General features: G+C 72.3%; 22 protein-coding genes. 14 read left to right on the forward strand and 8 right to left on the reverse strand.

Features of this window, described 5'->3' with window-relative positions; genetic code table 11:
- Positions 1-729: 729 nt before the first annotated feature.
- From fzlA to msrA, 4 genes are all read left to right on the forward strand, one after another.
- The gene (fzlA, locus tag DRV84_RS10205; RefSeq protein ID WP_115980066.1) at positions 730-1395 is read left to right on the forward strand and encodes an FtsZ-binding protein FzlA; all 666 of its coding nucleotides are present in this window, start codon (positions 730-732) and stop codon (positions 1393-1395) included.
- A 77-nt stretch (positions 1396-1472) separates the two neighbouring features.
- The gene (gene queG / locus DRV84_RS10210) at positions 1473-2510 is read left to right on the forward strand and encodes a tRNA epoxyqueuosine(34) reductase QueG (protein WP_115980068.1); all 1038 of its coding nucleotides are present in this window, start codon (positions 1473-1475) and stop codon (positions 2508-2510) included.
- A gap of 53 nt (positions 2511-2563) precedes the next feature.
- Positions 2564-3016 (forward strand): peptide-methionine (R)-S-oxide reductase MsrB, encoded by a 453-nt coding sequence (gene msrB / locus DRV84_RS10215; RefSeq protein WP_115980070.1) that lies wholly within the window; start codon positions 2564-2566, stop codon positions 3014-3016.
- Entirely contained in the window at positions 3009-3518 is a 510-nt protein-coding gene (gene msrA / locus DRV84_RS10220) for a peptide-methionine (S)-S-oxide reductase MsrA (protein WP_115980072.1), read from the forward strand. Before msrB ends, msrA begins: the two co-directional genes overlap by 8 nt.
- Positions 3519-3634: 116 nt before the next feature.
- Here msrA and DRV84_RS10225 read toward each other — a convergent pair whose 3' ends face one another.
- Complete coding sequence (locus DRV84_RS10225; RefSeq protein WP_115980075.1) at positions 3635-4249, reverse strand: outer membrane protein; 615 nt, start codon at positions 4247-4249, stop codon at positions 3635-3637.
- Between the two features lie 172 nt (positions 4250-4421).
- On the opposite strand from DRV84_RS10225, the gene DRV84_RS10230 reads away from it, so the two are divergent.
- On the forward strand, positions 4422-5336 hold the full coding sequence (locus DRV84_RS10230) for a DMT family transporter (RefSeq protein WP_115980077.1): 915 nt from the start codon (positions 4422-4424) through the stop codon (positions 5334-5336).
- Positions 5337-5373: 37 nt separating this feature from the next.
- Here the strand turns inward: DRV84_RS10230 and DRV84_RS10235 are convergent, their stop codons facing one another.
- From DRV84_RS10235 to DRV84_RS10255, 5 genes are all read right to left on the reverse strand, one after another.
- Complete coding sequence (locus tag DRV84_RS10235; RefSeq protein ID WP_115980079.1) at positions 5374-6702, reverse strand: NAD(P)/FAD-dependent oxidoreductase; 1329 nt, start codon at positions 6700-6702, stop codon at positions 5374-5376.
- Positions 6699-7520 carry an ABC transporter permease gene (locus tag DRV84_RS10240; protein ID WP_115980081.1) on the reverse strand — a complete coding sequence of 274 codons (822 nt, stop codon included), beginning with the start codon at positions 7518-7520 and terminating at the stop codon, positions 6699-6701. The genes DRV84_RS10235 and DRV84_RS10240 overlap by 4 nt, the downstream gene beginning before the upstream one ends.
- 76 nt (positions 7521-7596) lie before the next feature.
- The gene (locus tag DRV84_RS10245; RefSeq protein ID WP_115980135.1) at positions 7597-8487 is read right to left on the reverse strand and encodes an ABC transporter permease subunit; all 891 of its coding nucleotides are present in this window, start codon (positions 8485-8487) and stop codon (positions 7597-7599) included.
- 6 nt (positions 8488-8493) lie between these two features.
- The gene (locus tag DRV84_RS10250) at positions 8494-9642 is read right to left on the reverse strand and encodes an ABC transporter ATP-binding protein (protein ID WP_115980084.1); all 1149 of its coding nucleotides are present in this window, start codon (positions 9640-9642) and stop codon (positions 8494-8496) included.
- 70 nt (positions 9643-9712) lie between these two features.
- Entirely contained in the window at positions 9713-10798 is a 1086-nt protein-coding gene (locus tag DRV84_RS10255; RefSeq protein WP_115980087.1) for a polyamine ABC transporter substrate-binding protein, read from the reverse strand.
- A 136-nt stretch (positions 10799-10934) separates the two neighbouring features.
- Here DRV84_RS10255 and DRV84_RS10260 point away from each other — a divergent pair, with 136 nt between their 5' ends.
- From DRV84_RS10260 to argE, 4 genes are all read left to right on the forward strand, one after another.
- Positions 10935-11624 (forward strand): GntR family transcriptional regulator, encoded by a 690-nt coding sequence (locus DRV84_RS10260; RefSeq protein WP_192881414.1) that lies wholly within the window; start codon positions 10935-10937, stop codon positions 11622-11624.
- A gap of 66 nt (positions 11625-11690) precedes the next feature.
- Positions 11691-13085: an aspartate aminotransferase family protein gene (locus tag DRV84_RS10265; protein ID WP_115980093.1), complete on the forward strand. Its 1395-nt coding sequence runs from the start codon at positions 11691-11693 to the stop codon at positions 13083-13085.
- Positions 13086-13263: 178 nt separating this feature from the next.
- Positions 13264-14577 carry a M24 family metallopeptidase gene (locus tag DRV84_RS10270; RefSeq protein ID WP_239995049.1) on the forward strand — a complete coding sequence of 438 codons (1314 nt, stop codon included), beginning with the start codon at positions 13264-13266 and terminating at the stop codon, positions 14575-14577.
- Positions 14504-15610 (forward strand): acetylornithine deacetylase, encoded by a 1107-nt coding sequence (argE, locus tag DRV84_RS10275; RefSeq protein WP_239995050.1) that lies wholly within the window; start codon positions 14504-14506, stop codon positions 15608-15610. Before DRV84_RS10270 ends, argE begins: the two co-directional genes overlap by 74 nt.
- Positions 15611-15623: 13 nt before the next feature.
- Here the strand turns inward: argE and DRV84_RS10280 are convergent, their stop codons facing one another.
- Positions 15624-16037 carry an Rrf2 family transcriptional regulator gene (locus DRV84_RS10280; RefSeq protein ID WP_115980099.1) on the reverse strand — a complete coding sequence of 138 codons (414 nt, stop codon included), beginning with the start codon at positions 16035-16037 and terminating at the stop codon, positions 15624-15626.
- A 176-nt stretch (positions 16038-16213) separates the two neighbouring features.
- On the opposite strand from DRV84_RS10280, the gene ubiT reads away from it, so the two are divergent.
- The 4 genes from ubiT to DRV84_RS10300 all read left to right on the forward strand — a co-directional run bounded on the left by ubiT (position 16214) and on the right by DRV84_RS10300 (position 19513).
- Entirely contained in the window at positions 16214-16744 is a 531-nt protein-coding gene (gene ubiT / locus DRV84_RS10285; RefSeq protein WP_115980102.1) for a ubiquinone anaerobic biosynthesis accessory factor UbiT, read from the forward strand.
- Complete coding sequence (gene ubiU, locus DRV84_RS10290; protein ID WP_115980105.1) at positions 16741-17739, forward strand: ubiquinone anaerobic biosynthesis protein UbiU; 999 nt, start codon at positions 16741-16743, stop codon at positions 17737-17739. The genes ubiT and ubiU overlap by 4 nt, the downstream gene beginning before the upstream one ends.
- Complete coding sequence (ubiV, locus tag DRV84_RS10295) at positions 17730-18656, forward strand: ubiquinone anaerobic biosynthesis protein UbiV (RefSeq protein WP_115980107.1); 927 nt, start codon at positions 17730-17732, stop codon at positions 18654-18656. Before ubiU ends, ubiV begins: the two co-directional genes overlap by 10 nt.
- Positions 18657-18814: 158 nt before the next feature.
- Complete coding sequence (locus tag DRV84_RS10300) at positions 18815-19513, forward strand: fumarylacetoacetate hydrolase family protein (protein WP_115980109.1); 699 nt, start codon at positions 18815-18817, stop codon at positions 19511-19513.
- A gap of 195 nt (positions 19514-19708) precedes the next feature.
- On the opposite strand, the gene DRV84_RS10305 is transcribed toward DRV84_RS10300, so the two are convergent.
- Complete coding sequence (locus DRV84_RS10305; protein ID WP_115980111.1) at positions 19709-21352, reverse strand: Y-family DNA polymerase; 1644 nt, start codon at positions 21350-21352, stop codon at positions 19709-19711.
- A 342-nt stretch (positions 21353-21694) separates the two neighbouring features.
- Here DRV84_RS10305 and DRV84_RS10310 point away from each other — a divergent pair, with 342 nt between their 5' ends.
- Positions 21695-22126, forward strand: coding sequence for a c-type cytochrome (locus DRV84_RS10310; protein WP_115980113.1), 432 nt, complete (start codon positions 21695-21697; stop codon positions 22124-22126).
- Positions 22127-22182 lie beyond the last annotated feature (56 nt).

Genomic DNA, 22182 nt, shown 5'->3' on the forward strand with positions numbered 1-22182 from the left:
GGTGCCGGACGCGGATGCGCCCCGCCCCGCGGCGTTCGTGTCCGGGCCGTGCCCGCCCCGCTCCGAGACGCCCGACCCGCTCCGTCCGCCGGATCACGCCGATCCCGCGGTCGGTCGGACGCTAGCAGCCACCCGGAGACGCCCCACGCCGCACGCGGTCCGCCGGCGGCGCGCGCCCGGCGGGTCGCTGTAAATTGAGGCACCCGACGCGCGAACGCCGCCGAAAGCGGCACGCCGCGCACGCCCCGCGGCCGGCCCCCTGCCCCGCACGCGAAATCCTTTGATTGAAACTCTTCTTTCGCGCACCGCACCGCACCATTCGAACCGCGCCGCCGACACCACTGGCGGCGAATCGCGGCGCGGGCCGCCAGCCCGGCGCGGCGGCCGTCAGGGCGAGCGCCCGGCAGGGGCCGCCTGGACGCGGCTCGCCGCACCCGGGGGTGGCGCCCGGCGCGGCCGGACGCATCCTGTCTGACGCTCGCTGCGCGACCCTGGCTGCACTGGGCGACACCGCGGCTGCCGGACCGTCACCCCGCGCCGCCGGCGCGCTGCGCGCGCGGGAGGGTCCCGCGACGGCACGGATGCATCCACGCCAAGGCGCCTGCGCCCGCCGTAGCGTCGCCTCGCAGGACCGATCCCGGCGCGGCAGGGCGGGCCGGGCGCCGCATTGAAAATCCCGCCGTGGCAGGGCAAGTCTCCGGGGTCCACCGCATCGGAGGGAGCCCGCCCATGGCGCGCCTCTATCACGTCCCGCTCTCGCCCTTCTGCCGCAAGGTCCGCCTGACGCTCGCGGAGAAGCGCATCGAGGTCGAGCTCGTCGAGGAACGCTACTGGGAGCGCGACCCGGATTTCCTGCGCCGCAACCCGGCCGGCAAGGTGCCGGTGCTGAAGATCGACGGGCTCACCCTCGCCGAGAGCGGCGCGATCTGCGAATACCTCGACGAGACGCGCCCCGAGCCGCGGCTGGTCCCCGAGGCGCCCGCCGCGCGCGCCGAGATGCGCCGCCTCGTCGGCTGGTTCGACGACGCCTTCCACCACGAGGTGACGACGCGGCTTCTTTACGAACGCGTCAACAAGAAGGTGATGAAGCAGGGCTACCCGGACAGCCGAAACGTCAAGTCCGGCGCGCAGCGCATCAAGTTCCACCTCGATTACATGCATCACCTTCTCGACCACCGCCGCTGGCTCGCCGGCGACGCGCTGACGCTCGCCGATTTCGCGGCGGCCGCGCATCTCTCGGCGCTCGACTACATCTCGGACGTGGACTGGCACCGCTCGGAGGTGGTCAAGGACTGGTATGCCAAGATCAAGTCGCGCCCGGCCTTCCGCGGCATCCTCTCGGACCAGGTGCCGGGCTTCCCGCCGCCGGTCCATTACGCCGATCTCGATTTCTGACGCGGCGCGAGGGGGGGCGCTGCCCCCCGTCGGCCTGCGGCCGACTCCCCCCGGGATATTTGGACCCAAGAAGAAGCATGGGACGCGATCTGAAGGAGCGGCTGATCGAGGAGGCCCGCGCGGCGGGCTTCGACGCGGCGGGCGTCTGCCACCCCGACGCCGTGCCCGAACTGCCCGCGCGGCTCGCCGCCTTTCTGGAGGCGGGATACCACGGGCAGATGCGCTGGATGGCCGAGCGCGCGCACTGGCGGGCGGACCCGGCGGCGCTCTGGCCCGAGGCGCGCTCGGTGATCATGCTGGCGATGAGCTACACGCCGGAGAGCGACCCCTTGGCGACGCTGTCGGAGCCGGAGGTGGGCACGATCAGCGTTTATGCGCGGGGCGGCGACTATCATGACCTGATCAAGAAGCGGCTGAAGCGCGTGGCGCGCTGGCTGATCGGGACGGCGGGCGGCGAGGTGAAGGTCTTCGTGGACACCGCGCCGGTGATGGAGAAGCCGCTGGCGCAGGCGGCCGGGCTCGGCTGGCAGGGCAAGCACACCAACCTGCTGTCGCGCGATCTGGGCAACTGGATCTTTCTGGGCGCGATCTTCACCACGCTCGATCTGCCGCCCGACGCGGCGGAAGCGGAGCACTGCGGGAGCTGCCGGCGGTGCCTCGACGTCTGTCCGACGGACGCCTTTCCGGAGCCCTTCCGGCTCGACGCGCGGCGGTGCATTTCCTACCTGACGATCGAGCACGAGGGGCCGGTGGACGAGAGCTTGCGCCCGCTTCTGGGCAACCGCATCTACGGCTGTGACGATTGTCTCGCCGTCTGCCCTTGGAACAAGTTCGCGGTCGAGGCGCGGGAGGCGAAGCTGAAGGCGCGCGACGCGCTCGACGCGCCGCGTCTGGCGGAGCTCGCACGCCTCGACGACGCGGGCTTTCGCGCGATGTTCTCCGGCAGCCCGATCAAGCGGATCGGGCGCGACCGCTTCGTGCGCAACGTGCTCTACGCCATCGGCAACTCGGGGCGCGCGGAGTTGCGGGCGGTCGCTGAGGGGCTGACGGGCGATCCGGACCCGGCGGTGGCCGACGCGGCGGCCTGGGCGGTGCGCCGGCTCGACGGGGTTTGATTTTCGCGCGGGCGTGCCATCTTTGGCGGAGAGGAACGGCACGCGGAGGCGGCATGGCGAAATGGGAACGGCGGCCCGAGGCGGTCGCGGCGCTGGACGACCAGCAGTACTACGTCACGCAGGAGAACGGGACGGAGCGGCCGGGGACCGGCGCGCTGCTCCACAACAAGGAGCCGGGGATCTACGTGGACGTGGTCTCGGGCGAGCCGCTCTTCGCCTCCGCGGACAAATACGACAGCGGCTCGGGCTGGCCGAGTTTCGTGCGCCCGATCGAGCCCGCGCACGTCCGCGAGATCGCGGACCGGAGCCTCGGCATGACGCGGACCGAGGTGCGTTCGGCCCATGGCGACAGCCATCTGGGCCACGTCTTTCCCGACGGGCCGCGGGATCGGGGCGGCCTGCGCTACTGCATCAACTCCGCGGCGCTCCGCTTCGTCCATCGCGACGACATGGAGGCCGAGGGCTACGGCGATTACCTGGCAATGGTGGAGACGGAACATGGCTGAGGACCGCGCGGTTCTGGCGGGCGGCTGCTTCTGGGGGGTCGAGGACCTGATGCGCAAGCTGCCCGGCGTCCTTCGCACGCGGGTGGGCTACACCGGCGGCGACGTGCCCAACGCGACCTACCGCAACCACGGCACCCACGCCGAGGGGGTGGAGATCATCTTCGACCCCGAGCGGATCAGCTACCGCGAGATCCTGGAGTACTTCTTCCAGATCCACGATCCGACCACGGTGAACCGGCAGGGCAACGACGTCGGCATGTCCTATCGCTCGGCGATCTACTACGTGAGCGAGGACCAGAAGCGCGTCGCGGAGGAGACCATCGCCGACGTGGAGGCCTCGGGCCGCTGGCCGGGCAAGGTGGTCACCGAGGTGGAGCCGGTCGGCGATTTCTGGGAAGCGGAGCCGGAGCATCAGGACTACCTGCAGCGCTTCCCGAATGGCTACACCTGCCACTTCCCGCGTCCGGACTGGGTGCTGCCGAAGCGCGACGCGGCGGAGTGAGCGCCGCGCCTGCTGCGGGCACGCGTCGATGCTCCGCGGACCCGGCGGCCCTGTAGCGCAGACATGAAAAAGGCCGGGGCGGCATCGCCCCGGCCTTCGCGCGAGCGGCGCGCCGATCAGAAGCGGTAGGTGCCGCGGACCTGAACGGTGGTCGCCTCGATGTCGATGCCGCTGTCGTCGAAGTCGTCGAATTCGTGGTAGAGGACTTCGGCGCCCAGCGCGACGCGGTCGGTGACCATCTGCTCGTAGCCCGCGCCGGCGAACCAGCCCGTGTCGCTGTCGAAGCCATCGGCATCGGCCTGCGCGCCGCCGGCGGTGGCGTAGAGCAGACCGTTGGCGCCGATCTTCGCGCCGCCGCGCACCTTGAGGCGCGCCACGCTCTCGAGCGTCGTCGCGGGGTCGAGGTCGATGTCGGCGAAGTCGTAGTCTACCGCGCCGCCCACGACGTAGCTGCCGAAGTCATAGTCGTAGCCCAAGGTCAGGCCGCCGATCGCGCCGTCGCCGTCGAGGTCGGCGGCGCCGGAGGTGCTGACGTCGCCGAAGCCGAGCTGGCCACCGCCGTAGAAGCCCGTCCAGTCGGTCATGGCCGGCGCGGGCTCGGCCGGGGCGGGCACGGTCGGTTCGGCCGGCGCAGGTTCGGGGCTGCCGGCGGCGGCGAGGCCGGCGGAGAGCACGGCGGCGAGCGCCGTGGCGCCGGCGAGTGCGGATTTGCGTGTCGGTCCTGTCGTCATCTGTCTGCCTCTCTTGTCGAAGCGCGCGGTGGAATCCGCGCTCGCCCGCCAGTTATGGCGAGCGGCGGCGAATTTCATTGTCCGCGCACAACGATGTGACCGTCCGCCGGGTTCCGGCTTGCACTCGGCGCACCGCGGCGCGACTGTCGGCTCCGTTCAGGGAGGCAGCGACATGCAGCCGGGACGGGGGATCGCGCTCAAGCTGGTGTCGGTCCTGCTTTTCATCGTGATGGCCTCGCTCGTGAAGGCGACCTCCGGGCATGTGCCGCCCGGGCAGGCGGTGTTCTTCCGCTCGTTCTTCGCCATGCCGATCATCGTCGTCTGGCTCGCCGCGCGCGGCGATCTCTCCACGGGCTTCCGCGTCGAGAGCCGGATCGCCCATGTCTGGCGCGGGCTGATCGGCACGGCGGCGATGGGCTGCGGCTTCGCGGCGCTCGGGCTCCTGCCGCTGCCGGAGGTCACGGCGATCGGCTACGCAGCGCCGCTGATGACGGTACTCTTCGCCGCCGCGCTGCTGGGCGAGCGGCTGCGGCTCTTCCGGCTGACGGCGGTGGGGATCGGGCTCGTCGGCGTTCTGGTGATCCTCTGGCCGAAGCTCTCGCTCGGCGACCCGACCGACCTCGCCGTGATCGGGGCGGGGCTGGCGCTCGCCTCGGCGGCGCTCCGGGCGCTCGCGCAGATCCAGATCCGGCGCATGGTGCAGCACGAGGAGACCTCGGCGATCGTCTTCTACTTCTCGCTGTCGGCCACCGGTTTCGCGCTGCTGACGGCGCCCTTCGGCTGGGTCTGGCCCGCGCCGTGGGAGGCGGGGCTGCTGATCGCGGCGGGGCTGATCGGCGGGGTGGCGCAGATCTTCCTGACCTCGGCCTACCGCTTCGCGGACGCCTCGGTGGTGGCGCCCTTCGACTACGCCTCGATGCTCTTCGCGCTGGCGATCGGCTACGCGATCTTCGACGAGGTGCCGACCTGGCCGATGCTCGCGGGCGCGGCGCTCATCATCCTCGCGGGCGTGGTGATCGTCTGGCGCGAGCAGCGCATCGGTCTCGCCCGCGGCAAGGCGCGCGAGGGGCTGACGCCGCACGGCTGAGGCGCCCGCGCATCGGCCCCTGTCGGGGCCTCTTCGCTCAGCGGTCGGCGAGCGCCTGCGCCGCGTAGGCCGGCACGAGCGCCGCGCGGCGGAAGCGGCCGAAGGGGAAGCGCCCCGGCGGCCGGCGCATCGCCTCCGGGTAGGCGGCCCCGGGCGCGCGGTCGCGCACCAGATCGGCGAGGAGGCGCCCCGCATGCGTGCCCATCGCCACGCCGTTGCCGTGGTAGCCGAAGCCCGCGAAGAGCCCCGGCGCCCCGGGCACCGCGCCGGCGAAGGGCGTGAGCGGGCGGGTCAGGCAGACGAGCCCGGACCAGAGCCAGGGCGTCTCGACCTGCGCCCAAGCGGGGAACATCGCCTCGAAATCCTGACGGATCTTCCGCGCCAGCGCCGCGCGCTCGCGCGGCGTCTCGAAGAGGCCGCCGCGCATGCCGAAGAGAAAGCGGTTGTCCGGCATCAGCCGGAAGTAATGCAGGAGGCCGCGCGTGTCGTAGGCCATCTGCCCGCTGGTCCAGCCCGCGGCCTGAAGCTCATCGCCCGTGAGCGGGCGGGTGACGAGCACGTTGGAGGCCACCGGCATGGTCCGCGCCCGCATCCAGCGCGGCACGTCCTCGGCCGAATAACCGTTGGTGGCGAGGATCACCCGGCGCGCGCGGAGGCGCCCCGCGGGCAGGTCGAGGCGCCAGCCGTCGCGCTCGGGCACAAGCGCCTCGACCGGCGCGGGGGCGTAAAGGCGCGCGCCGGCGGCCTCGGCCGCGCGGGCGAGCCCGGCGGCGTATTTGCGCGGGTTGAGCGCAAAGCCCACCGGCAGCGTGAGCGCGCCGTGGAAGGGGCCGGCCATGCCCTCCGCCGCCAGATCCGCGGCCGGCGTGAGCCGCGGCGCGACGCCGTAGTCCTCCGCCGCGCGCGCCGCGTCGTGCTGGAGCGCCGCCCAGTCCCGCGGGCGGTGCGCGAGGAGCGTCTCGCCCTCCGAATGCCGGTCCACCTCGAGGCCCAGCCGGTCGATCAGGCCGGCCACGGTCTCGACCGCCGCGCGCTCGGTCCGGCGCCAGTCGCGCCGCCCGGCCTCCCCGAAGCGGCGGGCGAGCGTGGCGTCGTCGGCCTTCGCGCCGCCGAGGCAGCAGAAGCCGCCGTTGCGCCCCGACGCGCCCCAGAACGGCGCCTCCGCCTCGCAGAGCGCGACGTCCACCCCCGCCTCGGCGAGGTGGAGCGCCGCCGAAAGCCCGGTGAAGCCGCCGCCGATCACGGCGACGTCGGCGGTCATCTCGCCCTCGGCGCGGGGCCAGCCGGGGGTCTCGACCGTCTCGGCCCACCAGCAGCGCGCGACCGGGTCCGGGCCGTAGGCGTAGGCGCGCCCGATGCGCCTCATCCCTCGGCGCGCACCGCCGCGCGCTCCTCCTCGGCCTGCCGGATCGCGGAGCGCTTGGAGACGAGCGAGGCGGTGATCACGCCGACCGCCACCACCGCGATCAGGATCGTCGAGAGCGCGTTGATCTCCGGGCTCACGCCGAGGCGGATCGACGAGAAGATCTTGATCGGCAGCGTGGTGGCCGAGGGCCCCGCGGTGAAGCTCGCGATGACGAGATCGTCGAGCGAGAGGGTGAAGGCCAGCAGCCAGCCGGAGATCACCGCCGGCAGGATGATGGGAAGCGTGACGAGCCGGAACGCCTCGAACGGGGAGCAGCCGAGGTCGAGCGCCGCCTCCTCCAGCGCGCGGTCGAAGCTGACGAGGCGCGCCGAGACCACGACCGAGACGTAGCACATGGAAAACGTCGTATGCGCGAGGATGATCGTCAGGATGCCGCGGTCGAGCCCGATGTTGATGAAGAGCAGCAGCAGCGAGAGCCCGGTGATCACCTCGGGCATGACGAGCGGAGCGTAGATCATGCCGGAAAAGAGCGTCCGCCCCCAGAAGCGCCCGGCGCGCACCATGACATGGGCGGCCATGGTGCCGAGCACCGTGGCGATTGTGGAGGAGGCCACCGCCACCTGCAGCGTGACCCAGGCCGCGTCGAGGAAGGCCTCGTCGCGCAGCAGCTCGCCGTACCACCGCGTCGAGAAGCCCGCCCAGACGGTCACCAGCTCCGAGGCGTTGAAGCTGTAGACGATGAGGATGACCATCGGCAGGTAGAGGAAGGCGAAGCCGAGGGTCAGCGAGGTCGCGTTGAACCAGGAGAAGCGCCTCATCGCGCGCCCTCCGCCGCGGCCGGGCGGCCAAGGGCCTTGCAAGGCCCTTGGCAAGAGACTTGCAAGTCTCTTGCGCTCATCCCTCGGCCTCCCGCTGTTTCTGCTCGTTGCGCTGGAAGAGCACGATGGGGATCACGAGGATCAGCAGAAGCACCGTCGCCACCGCCGAGGCCACCGGCCAGTCGCGGTTGTTGAAGAACTCCTCCCAGAGCACCTTGCCGATCATCAGCGTCTCGGACCCGCCGAGGAGCGAGGGGATCACGAACTCCCCGATGGCGGGAATGAAGACGAGGAAGCACCCCGCGATGATCCCCGACTTCGAGAGCGGCACCGTCACCCGCCAGAAGGCGGAGACGCGCGAACAGCCGAGATCCTCCGCCGCCTCCAGAAGCGACTCGTCCATCTTCTCGAGCGTCGCGTAGATCGGCAGGATCATGAACGGCAGGTAGGTGTAGACGATGCCGATGTGCACCGCGACGTTGGTGTTCAGGATTGCGAGCGGCGCGTCGATCAGCCCGAGGCCGATCAGGATCTGGTTCAGGTAGCCCTCGCTCGAGAGGATGCCGATCCACGCGTAGACCCGGATCAGGAAGCTCGTCCAGAAAGGCAGGATCACCAGCATCAGGAGCGTCGGCCGCCACTCGGGCGCCGCGCGCGCCATGCCGTAGGCGATCGGATACCCCACGGCGAGCGCGAGCGCGGTCGAAACCGCCGCGATCCAGACCGAGGACAGATAGGCCTTCCAGTAGAGATCGTCCGTCGTCAGGAAGCGGAATGTCTCGAAATCGAGGCCCGCGAAAAAGGTCCGCAGCCCCTCCCAGCCCTCGGAGAGGTCGAGCGTCGGCGCGTAGGGCGGGATCGAGAGCGCGTAGTCCGAGAGCGCGATCTTCAGCACGATCAGGAAGGGGATCAGGAAGAGCGCGAGCAGCCACGCGTAGGGCACGGCGATCAGGGCGGCGCGGCGCAGCATCCCTCAGCCCTCCAGCAGCACGCCGGCGGTGGCGGTCCAGCTGAGCCAGACCTCGTCCTCCCAGGTGAAGGCGCGGCGCGCGATGCGGCGGGTGTTCGCGGTCTGCGCCTTGACGACATGGCCCGTCGGCAGCTCGACGTGATAGGTCGAGATGTTGCCGAGATAGGCGATGTCGAGGATGCGGCCCTTCACGGCGTTCGCGGCCTCGTCGGGGCGGCCCGGCGTGATCGTCACCTTCTCGGGGCGGATCGCGAACCAGGCCTGCTGGCCCTTGTCGAAGGCGCGGTCGGTGGTGGCGCGGATCGGCGGCTGCCCCTCGGCCCAGGCGAGATCGACGCGCCCCTCGCCCGCCTCCGGCACGGGCGTCGCGCGGCCCTCGAGGAGGTTCACGTCGCCGATGAAGTCGGCGACGTAGACGCTGGCCGGCGTCTCGTAGATCACGTCCGGGGTGGCGACCTGCACGAGCCGGCCCTCGTCCATCACGGCCACGCGGGAGGCCACGGTCATCGCCTCCTCCTGGTCGTGGGTGACGATGACGAAGGTGGTGCCGGTCTTTTCCTGGATGTCCATGAGCTCGAACTGCGTGTCCTGGCGCAGCTTCTTGTCGAGCGCGCCGAGCGGCTCGTCGAGCAGCAGGAGCTTCGGCGCCTTGGCGAGGCTGCGCGCGAGCGCGACGCGCTGGCGCTGCCCGCCGGAGATCTGGTGCGGCTTGCGCCGCGCGAATTTCTCGAGCCGGGTGAGGCGCAGCATCTCGGTGACGCGCGCGGCGATCTCGTCCTTCGGCAGGCGGTCGCGCTTCAGGCCGAAGGCGATGTTCTCCCATACGCTGAGATGCGGGAAGAGCGCGTAGGACTGGAACATCATGTTCACCGCCCGCTTGTTGGGCGGCACCGGCGCGATGTCCTGCCGGTCGAGAAGGATGTCGCCCTCGCTCGGCGTCTCGAAGCCGGCGAGCATCCGCATCAGCGTGGTCTTGCCGCAGCCCGAGGGGCCGAGGAGCGCGAAGAATTCGCGCCGGAAGATCGAGAGCGAGATGTCGTCGATCGCCGTGAAATCGCCGAACCGCTTGGTGACGCCGCGGAACTCGATCAGCGGCGTCTCGGACGGATCCTCCCAGGGGGCGAAGACCTGTTGCGGCGAGGGCTGCGCCATCGACGGACTCCCGGAAACTGGCAGGGCGAGGCCCGCGCGCGCCGGGCGCGCGGGCCGGACGGGCGCGGGCTCAGGTGCCCGACTTCACGCGGGTCCAGAGCCGCGTGACGGTGCGCTGCACGCGCGCCGGATAGGGCGTGGTGGTGTAGAGGTTCTCCAGCGTCGCCTCGTCGGGGTAGATCGCCGGGTTGCTCAGCACCGCCTCGTCCAGCAGCGGCTGCGAATCGATGTTGCCGTTGGCGTACCAGACGTAGTTGGACGCCTGCGCGATGTTCTCGGGATCGAGCATGAAGTTGATGAAGGCATGCGCGCCCTCCGGGTTCGGCGCGTCGGCCGGGATCGCCATCTGGTCGAACCACATCAGCGCGCCTTCCTTCGGCGGGTTGTAGGCGATGTCGACGCCGTTCTCGGCCTCTTCGGCGCGCCAGCCCGCCTGCAGCACGTCGCCCGACCAGCCGAAGGCCACGCAGATGTCGCCGTTGGCGAGCGCGTTGATGTATTCCGAGCTGTGGAACTTCTGCACGTAGGGCCGGATCGGGGTGAGCACCTCGCCCGCCTTCTCGATCACCTCGGGGTCGTGGCTGTTCGGGTCCTCGCCGATGTAGGCGAGCGCGGCGGGGATCATCTCGGCCGGCGCGTCGAGGAAGTGAACGCCGCACTCGGCGAGCTTCTCCATGTTCTCCGGATCGAAGATCAGCTCGAGCGAGTTCATCGGCGCGTCCTCGCCCAGCGCCTCGGTCACCTCGTCGACGTTCACGCCGATGCCGGTGGTGCCCCACATGTAGTTGACGGAATACCCGTGGCCCGGATCGTAGGTCTCGGTCCGCTCGCGGATCACGCCCCAGAGATGCTCGGCGTTGGGCAGCTGCTCGTAGTCGAGCGGCTGGAACGCGCCGGCCTGAATCTGGCGTGCGAGAAAGGTGCCCGACGGCACGACCACGTCGTAGCCCGAGCCCCCGGCGAGCATCTTGGTCTCGAGAAGCTCGTTGGAATCGAAGACGTCGTAGACGAGGTCGTAGCCCGTCTCCTCCTCGAACTTCTCCAGCAGCGCCTCGTCGATGTAATCCGACCAGTTGTAGACGCGCACCTCCTCGGCGGCGGCGACGCCGGCACCGAGCGCGAGGGCGGCGGTCGTCGTCAGGATCGTCTTGGTCATGGCGGTCTCCCGTTGGAACGCGGCCGGGGTCGCTTGCCCCGGTTCGGCGGGTTTGATCAAATACCGGCCGGGCCGGTCGTGTCGAGATGTTTCCACGCGCACCGGCATGGCGCAAGCAGCCCGGAAGGGGCGAGCGATGCAGAATTCGGCACTGACCGGCACGGCGGCGGCGGGCGCGCCCCTGCCCGCGCATGAACAGGTCTACCGCGACCTGCGCGACCGCGTGCTCTTCGGCGAGCTCGCGCCGGGCGCGCCGGTGACGATCCAGGGCCTCGTCGCGGCGACCGGTGCCGGCATGACGCCGGTGCGCGAAGCGATTCGCCGGCTCGTGGCCGACGGCGCGCTCGCGGCGCACGGCAACCGCCGCGTCTCGGTGCCGGTCCTCGGCCCCGGCGACGTGGAGGAGCTCCTTTTCGCCCGCCTCGCGCTCGAACCCGAGCTCGCCCGCCGCGCCGCGCTCCGCGCCGATGCCGCCGGGCGCGCCGCGCTCGCGGCGGAGGACGCGGCGCTCGACGGCGCGATCGCGCGCGGCGACGTGGCGGGCTACCTGCGCCACAACCACGGCTTTCACGCGCGGCTCTACGCCCTCGCCGCCGCGCCGGTCCTCGAAGGGATCGCAGCCGGGCTTTGGCTGCGCTTCGGCCCCTCGATGCGCGTGGTCTGCGGCCGCGCGGGCACCGGGCGGATGCCCGACCGGCACAAGGAAATCCTCGCCGCGCTCGAGGCCGGCGACGCCACGCGGGCGGGCGAGGCGATGGCGCGCGACGTCGCCGACGGCATGGCGCTCCTCGCGCAGGCGCCGGGCGATTCGATTGACAGCCCCTGATTTGATCATATTCTGCCGGGCGACGCGGCCGGGCGGCCGCCCTCCTCCGAGCGAAAGGGGCCGGCGATGAACGAGATCTCCAACCACATGCCCACGTCCGAGCTGCAGCGGCTCGACGCGGCGCACCACCTGCACCCGTTCACCGCGCACGGCCCCCTGAGCGAGAAGGGCGTGCGCGTCATCACGGGGGCCGAGGGCACCTGGCTGCGCGACAGCGAGGGGCGGCGCATCCTCGACGGCATGGCCGGGCTCTGGTGCGTGAACATCGGCTACGGGCGCGCCGAGCTGGCCGAGGCCGCCTATCGCCAGATGAAGGAACTGCCCTATTACAACACCTTCTTCCAGACGACGCATGTGCCGGCCATCGCGCTCGCCACGCGCATCGCGGAACTCGCGCCGGGCGATCTGAACCACGTCTTCTTCGCCTCGTCCGGGTCGGAGGCGAACGACACCAACCTGCGGCTCGTGCGCCACTACTGGGCGCGCAAGGGCCAGCCCGAGCGGCAGGTGATCATCGCCCGAAAGAACGCCTACCACGGCTCGTCGATGGGCAGCGCGAGCCTCGGCGGCATGGCGGCGATGCATGCGCAGGGCGGGCTGCCGATCCCCGGCATCCACCACATCGACCAGCCCGACTGGTGGGGCGAGGGCGGCGAGATGACGCCCGAGGAATTCGGCCGCGCCCGCGCGCGCCAGCTCGAGGAGGCGATCCGCGAGATCGGGCCCGACAAGGTCGGCGCCTTCATCGCCGAGCCCGTGCAGGGCGCGGGCGGCGTCATCATCCCGCCCGAGAGCTACTGGCCCGAGATCATGCGCATCGTGCAGGAGTACGGCATCCTGCTGATCGCGGACGAGGTGATCTGCGGCTTCGGCCGGACGGGCGAGTGGTTCGGCGCGCAGTCCTACGGCATCACGCCCGACATCATGACGATCGCCAAGGGCCTGTCCTCGGGCTACCAACCGATCGGCGGCTCGATCGTCTCCGACGAGATCGCGGCGACCATCGCGGGCGACGAGTTCTTCCACGGCTACACCTACTCGGGCCATCCGGTCGCCTGCGCCGTGGCGCTGGAGAACCTGCGCCTGCTCGACGAGGAGGGGATCGTCACCCGCGTGCGCGAGAGCACCGCGCCCTACCTCGCCGAGAAGTGGGCGACGCTCGCCGACCATCCGCTCGTGGGCGAGGCGGCGACGCGCGGGCTTTTGGGGACCATGGCGCTCACGCCGGACAAGGCGCGGCGCGCGAAATTCGCCGCCGATCCGGGCACCGTGGGCCTCATCTGCCGCGAACACTGCTTCGCCGTCGATCTGGTGATGCGCCATGTGGGCGACCGCATGGTGATCTCGCCGCCGCTGGTGATCACGGAGGCGGAGATCGACGAGCTGGTGACGCGGGCGCGCCGCGCGCTCGACGCGACGCTCGAGAGCGTCGAATCGCAGGGGCTCATGCGCGCGGCCTGACCGCGCGCCGTGCCCCGGCTGCACAGAAAGCGTGCGCCGGGGCCACACCTGCGGTCAGAAATCGGTCATCCACCGGGGCGGGGTCCGAAAACGGCACCCCGATGTCGCTAAGAGACACGCCCCGTGTCGCTTTCGTGGGTGAGCATCGCTCAGTCACGCCAGCCCGAGGGAGCCGCCGATGCGCAGCAAGACCCTGCCCTTCTCGTGCGCCGAGTACGCCCGCCGCCTCGATCGCACGCGAATCGCGATGGAGGCTGCGGGCCTCGACGCGGTCTTCGTCACCGATCCGTCGAACATGGCATGGCTGACCGGCTACGACGGCTGGTCTTTCTACGTGCATCAGGGCGTGATCGTCACCAAGGACCGCGATCCGGTCTGGTGGGGCCGCGCGATGGACGCCGAGGGCGCGCTGCGCACCGTCTGGATGGCCGACGACCACGTGCGCGGCTACGACGACGGCTACGTGCAGTCGATCGAGCGCCACCCGATGCAGGACCTCGCGCTGCGCCTCGCCGAGCTGGGGCTCGAGCGCGCGCGCGTCGGCGTCGAGATGGAGAACTACTATTACTCCGCCAAGGCGCACGCCGTGCTGACGGGCGCGCTTCCGGACGCGCAGGTGGAGGACGCGACCTCGCTCGTGAACTGGCAGCGCGCGGTGAAATCGGACGAGGAAATCGTCTTCATGCGCCGCGCAGCCCGCATCTCGGAACGGATCGTGGACGGCCTCGTGGCGCGCACCGCGCCCGGCGTCCCGAAGAACGAGGTGGTCGCGGAAGCGTGGCGCGACGCGGTGCGCGGGGCGGACGGGCACTGGGGCGACTACCCGGCGATCGTGCCGATGCTGCCCTCGGGCGCCGACGCCGCGGCCCCGCATCTGACGTGGGACGGCCGCGAATTCAGCGCCGGGGAGGCCACCTTCTTCGAGATCGCGGGCTGCTACCGGCGCTATCACGCGCCCTTCTGCCGGACGATCTTCCTCGGGACGCCGCCCGACGACATCCGCCGCGCCGAGGCGGCGGTGATCGCCGGGCTCGAAGCCGGCCTCGACGCCGCGCGGGCGGGCAACACCGCCGGCGACATCGCCGAGGCGCTGAACCTCGAGCTCGCGCGCGCCGGGATCGAGCGCAAGGGCCGCTGCGGCTACGCCATCGGGCTCTCCTATCCGCCGGACTGGGGCGAGCGGACGATCTCCCTGCGCCCGGAGGACCGCACGGTGCTGATGCCGGGTATGACCTTCCACTTCATGCCGGGGCTCTGGATGCGCGACTGGGGCCTCGAGATCACCGAGTCGATCCTCATCCGCGAGGACGGCCCGGCAGAAACCCTTTGCAACCGCCCGCGCGAGATGGTCGTGAAAGAGCATGAGCAAGCTGAACCGCGCCCGTTCGATATTGGCGGACCTGATCGGGTTTCCGACCGTGTCCTCGGACTCGAACCTGGAGATGATGGCCTATCTGGCGGACCGTCTGACGAGCCTCGGCGCCAGAACTGAGCTTTTCACCGACCCCTCGGGGCACAAGGCCAATCTCTTCGCCACCCTCGGCCCGGAGGGGCCGGGGGGCATCGTGCTGTCGGGTCACTCCGACGTGGTGCCGGCGGTGGCCGACGACTGGACGAGCGACCCCTTCGCGATGGTCGAGCGCGACGGGCGGCTCTTTGGGCGCGGCGCCTGCGACATGAAGGGCTTCATCGCCTGCGCCCTCGCCGCCGCGCCGGACTACGCCGGGCGTGACCTTGCGCGGCCGGTGCATTTCGCCTTCACCTACGACGAGGAGGTGGGCTGCCTCGGCGCGCGCGCGCTCACCGAGGAGCTCGCCCGGCGCGAGATCCGGCCCGAGATCGCGATCATCGGCGAGCCGACCGAGATGCGCGTCATCGAGGGGCACAAGGGCTGCTGCGAATACACCACGCGCTTCACCGGCGCGGCCGGCCACGGCTCGGCGCCCGAACGGGGCGTCAATGCAGCGGAATATGCCGCGCGCTACGTCGCGCGCCTGCTCGCGCTGCGCGAGGAGCTGCACGCGCGCGCCCCCGAGCACGGCCGCTTCGACCCGCCGTGGTCCACGATCAACGTGGGCCGGATCGAGGCGGGCGTCGCGCACAACGTCATCGCCGCCCATGCGGAGGTCGACTGGGAGACGCGGCCGGTGCAGCCCGCCGACGGCCCCTTCGTGACCGAGACGATGCGCGCCTACGCCGAGGAAGAGCTCCTGCCCGCGATGCGCGCCGTCTGCCCCGAGGCCGCGATCGAGACGGAGACGGTGGGCGAGGTCGCCGGGCTGATCCCGATGCCGGAGAACGCGGCGCGCCGCCTCGTCTCCGAGCTCACCGGGGCGAACGGCGCGGAGGTCGTGGCCTTCGGCACCGAGGCGGGGCTCTTCCAGTCGCTCGGCCTCTCGGCGGTGGTCTGCGGCCCGGGCAGCATCGAGCAGGCGCACAAGCCGGACGAGTTCGTCGCCCTCGACCAGATGGAGGCCTGCCTCGGCATGCTCGCCCGCCTCGGCCCGCGCCTCGCCGCGGCCTGACCGGCCGCGCGGCTCAGGCCCCGGGCGGGGGATAAGCGCAGTCGGCGAGCGTGCTGCGGTTCAGTTCCGCGAGGAAAGCCGCCTCCGCCGCCGCGAGGCGTGACTTGAGCCGGCAGTGCGGCAGGAGCGTGCAGGCGCCCCCGTCGGCGGCGAAGCATTCCACCATCGCCTGCCCCGCCTCCAGCCGCGCGACCACCTCGCCGAGGCGGATCTCCTCGGCCGGCCGCGCGAGCAGGGCGCCCCCGCCGCCGCCGCGGCGCGTCTCGAGATAGCCCGCCGCCGCGAGGGCCGAGATCACCTTGGCCAGATGATTGCGCGAGATGCGGAATTCCGCGGCCAGTTCGGCCGCGGTGAAGGCACGCTCCGGCGCGCCGGCCATGCGCATCAGGACCCGCAGGCCGAAATCCGTGAAGGCGGTGAGGCGCAAGGTCGCGGGTCCGATTTGGCGATTGCGGCCGCGCTCGGCCGGGCGATAGACGCATCGAGGATGCCAATTCGTCGCGCTCCGCGCAAGGCCGGGGCGACGATCCTGCGAAAGGGCCCGCCAATGACCGATTCTTCCCCGATCGCCCCCATCACCGGCGCCATGAGGGAGGCCCGGCGATGCAGGTGACGCACGACCGCGCCCCCGCCCGGCGGCGCCCGGGCGAGCCGCTCGTCGCGCGCCTCGCCTGTCTCGCGGTGCAGCCCGTGCTCGCGCGCGTCGTGCGCCGCATCGCCGCCCGCCACCCGTCGCTCTTCGCCCGGCTCGGGCCGCATCAGGCCACCGATTTCCTGATCGACCCGGTGGAGCTGCCCTTCGCGCTGCACCTGCGGCCCGACCCGGAGGCGCTCGTCTTCCGGGCCGTGCCGCGGGACGCGGCGCCGCAGGCCGGGGCGACGATCCGCGGCAAGTTCATGCTGCTGCTCGAACTCGTCGACGCCGAGGAGGACGGCGACGCGGCCTTCTTCTCGCGCGATCTGGAGGTGACCGGCGACACCGAGGCGGTCGTGCGCCTCCGCAACGCGCTCGACGACATGGACGGCTCGCTCGCCGAGGAGACGGCGGCGATGTTCGGCCCGCCGGGCCGCGCCATCCTCGCGCAGCTGCGCCGCGGCTATCTCACCGAGACCGAAAGACAGGAGGCCCCATGAGCCTTGCCGAACTGATCTGCCCCGCGGGCACCCCCGCGGCCCTGCGCACCGCCGTCGACGCGGGCGCCGACGCCGTCTACTGCGGCTTTCAGGACGCCACGAACGCGCGCAACTTCCCCGGCCTCAACTTCACGCCGGACGAGCTTCAGGACGCGGTGGTCTATGCCCACATGCGCGGCGCGAAGGTGCTGCTCGCGCTGAACACCTACCCACCCGCGGGCCGGGTGGACCTCTGGCGCGAGGCCGCGGACGCCGGCGCGCGCATCGGGGTGGACGCCTTCATCGTCGCGGACATGGGCGTGGCCGACTACATCGCGCGGACGCATCCGCAGGTGCGGCTGCATCTCTCCGTGCAGGCCGCGGCCTCGAGCCCCGAGGCGATCCGCTATTACTGCGACAACTTCGGGGTGAAGCGCGTGGTGCTGCCGCGCATCCTGACCATCGCGGAGATCCGCGAACTCCGGAAGGAGATCCCCTGCGAGATCGAGACCTTCATCTTCGGCAACCACGGGCTGATGGTGGAGGGGCGCTGCAGCCTGACGAACTACCTGACGGGGCAGTCGACCAACATGGACGGCGTCTGCTCGCCCGCCTCGGACGTGGAATACGTGCGCGGCGCGGACGGCTCGCTGTCGTCGCAACTCGCGGGGTTCACCATCGACCGCTTCGGCGCGGACGAAAAGGCCGGCTATCCCACGATCTGCAAGGGCCGCTACGCCGCGCCGCACCGGCCCGAGGGCTACTACGCCTTCGAGGAGCCCGTGAGCCTGAACCTGTCGCGGCTCCTGCCGGAACTGATCGAGGCGGGCGTGCACGCCTTCAAGATCGAGGGGCGCCAGCGCTCCAAGAGCTACGTGCGCAACGTCGTGGCGGCCTTCCGCGCGGCGGTGGACGACATCCGCGCCGGCCGCGAGGCGAACATCGCGGACCTCGTCGCCCTGACCGAGGGTCAGAAGCAGACCCAGGGCGCCTTCGAAACCAAGAAATGGCGGTGACGGACATGACGAAACTGACGCTGGGGCCGATCGCCTATCACTGGTCCGCCGAGACGCGGCGCGACTTCTACGCGCGCATCGCCGACGAGGCGCCCGTCGACGAGGTCTATCTCGGCGAGGTCATCTGCTCGAAGCGCGCGCCCTTCCACGAGGCCGACCTGCCGGCGACGATCGAGCGGCTGGAGCGCGCGGGCAAGACGGTGATCGTCTCCTCGCTCGCCGAGGTGATGCTCAAGCGCGAGCGCAAGGCGACCGCGGATCTCGCCGCGATGGAGCGCCCCGAGATCGAAGTGAACAACGCCGCCGGCCTCTTCGAACGCGGCGCGCGCCCGCACCGCATCGGCCCCTTCATGAACGCCTACAACGAGGCGACGATCCGCTGGATGGCCGGACAGGGCGCGACGCACGTCTGCCTGCCGCCCGAGATGCCGGCCGAGGCGATCGCGGCGGCGGCCGAGGCGGCCGGCGCGCTCGGCCTCGGCGTCGAGGTGCAGGTCTTCGGCCGCGCCTCGCTCGCCGTGTCGGCGCGCTGCTACCACGCGCGCTCGCACGGGCGGACCAAGGACAACTGCCAGTTCGTCTGCGAGGAGGACCCCGACGGCATGCCGCTGTCGACGCGCGACGACACGCCGATCCTGCGCGTCAACGGCATCCAGACCCAGTCGGAAAGCTACGTCGATCTCCTGCCCGAAACGGCGCGGCTGATCGGCGACGGCGTCACCCACCTGCGCCTGATGCCGCAGGCGGCGGACATGGTCGCGGTGGCCGCAGTGTTCCGTCAGGTGCTCGACGGCGCGCTCGAGGTGGCCGAGGCCGACGCGCGCCTCGCCGCGCTCTGCGAGGGAACGGGGCTCGCCAACGGCTTCTACCACGGCACCGCCGGCTACCGCCGGATCGCGATGGCGGCGCCCGCCTGAGCGGCCGCGGCCCCGCCCGTCCGGCAGCGTCGGGCGGGGCATCGCCCCTCGACCGCGCGTCCCGGCGGCGGCGCCTTCGGCCGGGCGCGTCGGGCGCGTGGTTTGCCAAGCCCCGGCATCGGCCCTATGACCCGGGCCGATCCACGGAGGCGCCACGCATGACCGATTTCCTTTTCGAACCACCCGTCACACCCGGCATCCCGGTCGAGGGGGAGCAGGCGCTCTACCCCGTCGGGCGCATCTTCTGCGTCGGGCGGAACTACGCCGCGCACGCCGAGGAGATGGGGGTCGAGGTCGACCGCGAGGCGCCGTTCTACTTCACGAAGTCGCCCGCGGCCTGCCTCGCCTCCGGCAGCGTCCTGCCCTACCCGCCGGGCACCTCGGACCTGCATCACGAGATGGAGCTCGCGCTCGCCATCGGCGCGCCGGCCTTCCGGGTCGCGCCGGAGGCGGCGATGGACGCGGTCTACGCCCTCGGCTGCGCGCTCGACATGACCCGGCGCGACCTGCAGGCGGCGGCCAAGGACAAGCGCCGGCCGTGGGATCTCGGCAAGGATTTCGAGGGCGCGGCGGTCCTCGGCCCGCTGACGAAGGCCGGCGAGACGGCGCCGCTCGGGGCGCAGCGCATCCGGCTGGAGGTGAACGGCGAGACGCGGCAGGACGCGACGCTCGACCAGCTCATCCACCCGGTGCCGGCGCTCGTCGCGGATCTCTCGCGGTTCTATCACCTGCGGCCCGGCGACCTGATCCTGACGGGCACGCCCGCGGGCGTCGGCCCGGTGGGGCCGGGCGACAGGCTGTTGGGCGAGATCGACGGCCTCGCGCCCGTCACCCTGGAGATCGGCGCGCCCGCCTGACGGGCCGCGCCGCAGGCGGCGCCCGGGGCAAAGGGGGCGCCCCGCGCGGCCACGACGGGCGGAACCGGCACGCCAGGCTGCAGGAGGTCCGGGCGCAGCGGGGGCCGGCGCCCCGGGGCGGGACGCCACACCGCAGCCACGCGTCGCAGCCGCCGAGCGGCCCGGCGCTGCGGCCCCCGCCGGGATGCGACCGCCTCAGGCGAAGGCCCCGTGACAGAACCAGCCCGACGACATCGCGCCGCCATGGGCGTAAAAGAGCCAGAGCCGGTCGCCCTCGGCGCAGGTGACGCGCCAGTAGTCGCGCGGGCCGGTGCGCCAGTCGGGATCGTCCAGCCACCACTCGGGCGCGATGCGCTCCGGCCCCTCCGCCGCCGCCACGGTCAGGTCGCGCCCGCGCCAGCGGAGGCGCGCGGGGGGCGTGGAGGGCGCCGAATCGTCCGGCACTGCCACCGGCTCCGGCCGCCAGAGGCGAAGCGGGCGCGGCGCGGGCGCCGCGGGCCAGTCCCCGCCCCAGGGCTCGGACCAGGCGGCGGCGAGCACCGTCGCCGTCTTTTCCGGGATGTGGCTGTCGGCCGGGTGGCGGCGGGTGATGGCCTCCAGCCCGATGCGCGCGCCGAGCCGCCCGATCAGGTCGCTCACCGCGTCCTCGGGCCCCGGCGCGCGCGCCGCGCGGCGGGTGGCGTCCAGATGCCCGGCCGGCGCGCGCGGCGCGAGCGGCTCGGTCTCCACCGCTTCGAGGCGCAGCCGGTCGATGCCGAAACCCGCGTCGATCCCGCCGATCTTCAGCGCGAAGAGCGGGCGCATGCGCTCGGGCTCCGCCGCCGGACGGGCGAGACCCACCTCCACCACCTCCGTCGCGTGATCGGTGCGCAGCGCCTCGAGCCGCAGCCGCCGCGCGCCGCGCCCGGCCTCCCGCAGCCGCGCGCAGACCCGCGCCATCAGCCGGTCGAGCCCGGCCATGATGTCGGCCTCGAGGCCGATGGGCTCCGGAAGCGAGAGCCGCGCGGCGTAGGCGCGCGGCGGCGGCGCGGGGGAGACCGGCTCCGGCGCGGCGCCCAGCGCCTGATCGAGCCGCGCGACGAGGCCCGGCCCGAAACGCCGCGCCAGGGCCGCGCGCGGCTGACCGGAGAGATCCCCGATGCGGCGCAGCCCGAGGCGGGAGAGCTGCTCGGCCACCGCCGCGTCGATCCGGAGCGCGGCGACCGGCAGATCCGCGAGCGCCGTGCGCGTGCGCCCGGGCGGCGCGATGCGCGCGCCGGCGGGCAGTGCCGGGCCGGGCCCGCGCCGGCGCGGCGCGGCCTTCGAGCGGGTCGCGCGCGCCTCCTGCGCGATGGCGTCGCCGCTGCGCGCGGGCGCCGGGTCGCCGCCGCCGTGGCGCGCCAGCGCCCAGGCCGCACCCGGCGTGTCGGCGATCGCGCAGCGCAGCGTCAGGCCGAAGCGCGCGCAGTCCTCCGCCAGCCGGTCGATCATCGCCGCCTCGCCGCCGAAGAGATGCGCGCAGCCGCTGACGTCGGCCACGAGCCCGTCCGGCGGCGCCTCGGCCACCCAGGGCGACACCTGCCCCGCCCAGCGCCGGAGCGCGGCGAGGAAGGCCGCCTCCGCCGCCGGGCGCGCCCGCTGCGCGAGGAGACCGGGACAGACCGCCATCGCGTCGGCGAGCGTCTGGCCCCGGACGACGCCGGCGGCCTCCGCCGCGGCGGACAGCGCGGCCACCACCTGCCGCTGCCCCTCCTCCCGGACGACGGCGAGCGGCGCGTCCGCCCCCGCCGCCCCGAGACGCACGAGGCGCTCGGCCGCGAGCCGGGGAAACCAGAGCGACAGGATACGGCGGGCGGGCATCGGAGGGCAGCACGATGTTCGCTATTTGTTCGAACTTGATCCTAGGTCCCGAGCGGACCGGAGTCGAGTCGTGCCCGGCGCCTGCGCCGGGCCGGGTGGAGGGGGGCTGTCTGCCCCCCTCTTGGCCTTCGGCCAATTCACCCCCCGAGAGTATTTTGGCCAAGATGATGGACCTCGACCGCCCCATCATCTTGGCGGAAATACTCCGGGGAGCGCGAGGGGCAGCGCCCCTCGCCCCTGCGGGGGTGTGCGGCCGCGAGGCCGCGCCGCCAAGGCCGCGGGGCCCGTTGCGTCGGGCGCCCGCGGGTCTAGAGTCGTGCGCGTTCGAACAGGGGAAATGCCATGCGGACATCGGTCACGCTGCTCCTTGCGCTCGCCGCGGGCGCGGGGCTCGCTCATGAAGGGGTCGAGAACCCGGCGGTCATGGCGCGGATGGGATTGATGAAGGACATCGGCGCCGCGACGGGGACGCTCGGCGAGATGGTGAAGGGCGAGGTGGCCTTCGACGCGGGCCGCGCCGCGGCGGCGCGCGCGGCGCTCGTCGAGGCGGCCGACCGGGTGCCGGCGCTTTTCGAGGCGCGCGAGAGCGATCCGAAGAGCGAGGCGCGGCCGGCGGTCTGGGAGGACTGGGACGGTTTCGTGGTGCGGGCGGAGGCGATGCAGGCGGCGACGCGCGGGCTCGAGACCGGGAGCGCGGCGGCCCTCCGCGCGAGCTTTGCGGACCTCGGGGCAAGCTGCCGCGCCTGTCACGAGGACTATCGTCTGAAGGACTGACCGCGCGGGCTGTCGCGGAGGGCGTTTCGCGGGGCGTTTGTTCGCCGTCGCGGGGG

The sequence above is a fragment of the Rhodosalinus sediminis genome (assembly GCF_003385555.1).
In the GTDB taxonomy this organism is placed as follows: Bacteria; Pseudomonadota; Alphaproteobacteria; order Rhodobacterales; family Rhodobacteraceae; genus Rhodosalinus; species Rhodosalinus sediminis.